We start from the raw sequence: 3,350 nt of genomic DNA, 5'->3' as shown, positions 1-3,350 counted from the left end.
CGAGGTGGAAGCGTGGCGACACGTGGAGCTGACGGATACTAATCGATCGAGGACTTAACCACAAGCAAGCGTTCATTCGTGAATGGCAATGCGTTATCTAGTTTTGAAGGAATATTTCCAGAAGGCCATTGACAATTCGTTTAGAATCGATATAATTATAAATGTTCTTTGCCCAAATTTTCGCTTTGATCTCAGCGAAAGTTTACGAAAACGGCTTGGTGGCGATGGCGAAGAGGTCACACCCGTTCCCATCCCGAACACGGAAGTTAAGCTCTTCAGCGCCGATGGTAGTAAGGGGTTGTCCCTTGCGAGAGTAGGACGCTGCCAGGCAAACTATTTATATTATCGCGGGGTGGAGCAGTCCGGTAGCTCGTCGGGCTCATAACCCGAAGGCCGCAGGTTCAAATCCTGCCCCCGCAACCAACTGGTCCCGTAGTGTAGCGGTTAACATGCCTGCCTGTCACGCAGGAGATCGCGGGTTCGATTCCCGTCGGGACCGCCAGCTAATTGTATATAAAAGAAGAGAGTAACGAAACGGTTAACGTTTCGTTTTTTTATTTTTTGAAAAGCTTGGATAAGCGAATTGAATACGATAAACTATAAAATAAGGTCAACTTTAACGTTTTTCGATGATGAGGAAGAGGATCTTTATGCCCGTTCAAGATGAGTTTCAATTTATTCAAAGCATTCAGCCTACCCGTCAATTTCATGGAGAACTTTTTGTCGGCATCGGCGACGATGCAGCTGTTTACACACCGAGAAAAGGGTTTCAACAAATTGTCTGCATGGACACGATGGTAGAGGGCATTCATTTTTTGCGCAAGACGATGAGGCCATTTGATATCGGCTATAAAAGTGTCGCCATTAATATTAGCGATATAGCAGCAATGGGAGGCCATCCCAAGTACTATTTAGTTTCCGTCGCCATTCCTCCCGATTGGCATGAGAAAGAGCTTCTTGAAATATACGAAGGCATGAACGATGCTGCCAAAAGGTTTCAAGTTGATTTAATTGGCGGCGACACGGTTTCAATTGACAAACGGTTAGTGGTGACTGTAACGGTCATTGGAGAAATTGAACATGGGAAAGCACGCTTGCGCAGTGATGCAAGACCTGGAGATGTTGTTTTTGTCACAGGCACTCTTGGCGATTCTGCAGCAGGATTGTATTTGTTGTTGAATAAGGGTAATTTTCATCTTCCGGAAAATGATTATACATACTTAGTATCACGTCATCAGCGCCCAGTTCCTCAAGTGGAAGCAGGAAAATTAATTTCAGACCTTGAACGCGCCAGTTTAAATGATGTAAGTGACGGCATAGCAAGTGAATTAAATGAAATTGCCGAAATGAGCAAACTGCAAATTATCATCAATAAAGATCTTCTCCCTTTAAGTGATTCCATTCGATTGATGCCTGTTGAAAAACAATATGAGTGGGCTTTATCAGGCGGCGAAGATTTTGAACTTGTCGGAACTACTTCCAAAAACTCCTTTGAGATTTTAAAAGAAAAATGCGAAAAAAGGGGGATTCGCCTAACGAAAATCGGCGAAGTATTAGAAGGCGATCCAATGGTTTATTTAAAAGAAAAAGACAAATGTCAAAGGCTGCTAAAAAAGGGCTATAATCATTTTCAAAAAGGTGATTCATTTGGAACATTTTGAAATTCATACGTCCTCTCCTGAAGAAACGGAAAAAATTGCTTTGAAGCTGGCAAGGCTATTAAAAAGCGGGGATGTCATCACTTTAGAAGGGGATCTTGGAGCTGGAAAAACAACATTTACAAAGGCATTGGCAAAAGGTTTGGGCATAAAGAAAATAGTCAATAGCCCAACCTTTACCATTATTAAAGAGTACGAAGATGGCCGGCTTCCTCTTTATCACATGGACGTCTATCGAATCGAGAACTGCGAAGAAGATTTAGGATTTGACGAGTATTTTGAAGGAGAAGGGGTCACCATTGTAGAGTGGGCCCAACTTATTGAAGAACAACTGCCGCCCGAACATTTGACTATTTTGATTCGTCATATTGGCGGCAACAAAAGAGCATTGATCTTTGAGCCGAAGGGAAACAGATATCAAGCGTTATGTAAGGAGATTTTTGAAAATGACGGTATTAGCCATTGATACTTCCAATGATTGCTTAGGCATTGCGCTGGTTGATGAGGAAAAAATAATCGGTGAATTTATGACGAATTTAAAAAAAAATCATTCTATCCGTGTTATGCCTGCTATTGAACAGTTGTTGCAGGAATGCAGCGTGCGGCCAGAAGATTTAAAAAAGGTGGTTGTTGCCCAAGGTCCGGGCTCTTATACAGGTGTACGAATTGGAGTGACGATTGCAAAGACATTCGCTTGGGCAAGAAATATCCCGTTAACAGGTGTTTCCAGCCTTGAAGGACTGGCTTTGAACGGACGGTTTTTTGACGGCTTTATCTGTCCTCTTTTTGATGCGCGGAGGGGGAGGGTTTATACTGGATTGTATGAATATAAAGAAGAAATTGTTTCTGTCCAAGAAGATCGAAACATTTTGCTTGAAGAATGGCTCTATGAGATAAAAAGGCTGAAAAAAAGAGTTTTGTTTTTGGGATATGATGTTTCTCTCCATTTGGACTTAATCAAAAAGATAATGGATGAACTGGCGGTGATCGGAGATTCTTCGCTCCATCAACCGCGTCCCGGATTGCTTGGGATTCTTGGGTTGAAAAGAGAAGCAGTGGAAATTCATCAGTTTGTGCCAAATTATTTACGGTTAGCAGAGGCGGAAGCAAAATGGATCGAGAAGCAAAACATGTCGAAATGACCGATAACAAAATCAGGGTCCGGAAGATGACGGTAGAAGATATTCATGATGTTTTTAAAATTGAACAATCATCGTTTACCGTTCCTTGGACGAAAGATTCTTTTTATAGGGAATTGATTCATAATCATTTTGCCACCTATTTCGTGATTGAATATGAAGGGAAAGTTGCAGGATATTGCGGTTTATGGGTCATTATCGATGACGGACAAATTACAAATATTGCGATTTCTCCGTCCTATCGCAGGAAAAAACTTGGGGAAACTTTGTTAAAGAGTATTTTAAATGAAGCAAAAAAACAGGGAGCCAAAACTGTTACGTTGGAAGTAAGAGTTTCTAATGAAACGGCGCAATCCCTTTACAAAAAATTAAACTTTAAACCAATTGGCATTCGGAAAAACTATTATACGGACAATCAAGAAGATGCGTTATTAATGCAGGTGAATCTACAATGAAAGATCGGTTAATTTTAGGTATCGAAACAAGCTGCGATGAGACAGCAGCGGCCGTTGTGAAAAATGGAACGGAAATTGTTGCGAGTGTTGTGGCTTCA

Annotated in this window: 4 protein-coding genes, 2 tRNA genes, 1 rRNA gene and 1 pseudogene; all 8 read left to right on the top strand. The window is 41.4% G+C overall.

The window, feature by feature from the left end:
* Window positions 1–214 precede the first annotated feature (214 nt).
* Window positions 215–330 (top strand): 5S ribosomal RNA (gene rrf / locus AC0KTX_RS10060).
* Between the two features lie 16 nt (window positions 331–346).
* Window positions 347–423, top strand: a tRNA-Met gene (locus AC0KTX_RS10055).
* Between the two features lie 3 nt (window positions 424–426).
* A tRNA-Asp gene (locus AC0KTX_RS10050) sits at window positions 427–502 on the top strand.
* A 148-nt stretch (window positions 503–650) separates the two neighbouring features.
* A complete protein-coding gene (thiL, locus tag AC0KTX_RS10045; RefSeq protein WP_474252065.1) occupies window positions 651–1,661 on the top strand; it encodes a thiamine-phosphate kinase in 1,011 nt (336 codons plus the stop codon).
* Window positions 1,648–2,124: a tRNA (adenosine(37)-N6)-threonylcarbamoyltransferase complex ATPase subunit type 1 TsaE gene (tsaE, locus tag AC0KTX_RS10040; protein ID WP_474252064.1), complete on the top strand. Its 477-nt coding sequence runs from the start codon at window positions 1,648–1,650 to the stop codon at window positions 2,122–2,124. The genes thiL and tsaE overlap by 14 nt, the downstream gene beginning before the upstream one ends.
* Complete coding sequence (gene tsaB, locus AC0KTX_RS10035; RefSeq protein ID WP_474252063.1) at window positions 2,105–2,800, top strand: tRNA (adenosine(37)-N6)-threonylcarbamoyltransferase complex dimerization subunit type 1 TsaB; 696 nt, start codon at window positions 2,105–2,107, stop codon at window positions 2,798–2,800. Before tsaE ends, tsaB begins: the two co-directional genes overlap by 20 nt.
* Window positions 2,770–3,252 (top strand): ribosomal protein S18-alanine N-acetyltransferase, encoded by a 483-nt coding sequence (gene rimI / locus AC0KTX_RS10030; protein ID WP_474252062.1) that lies wholly within the window; start codon window positions 2,770–2,772, stop codon window positions 3,250–3,252. Before tsaB ends, rimI begins: the two co-directional genes overlap by 31 nt.
* Window positions 3,249–3,350, top strand: a pseudogene (locus AC0KTX_RS10025) (tRNA (adenosine(37)-N6)-threonylcarbamoyltransferase complex transferase subunit TsaD); the annotation flags it as partial. The gene rimI and the pseudogene AC0KTX_RS10025, both read left to right, overlap by 4 nt.

The organism is Aeribacillus sp. JST-2, assembly GCF_056032925.1.
The sequence above is the reverse complement of the archived record's forward strand: the minus strand, read 5'-3'. Positions and strand labels throughout refer to the sequence as shown.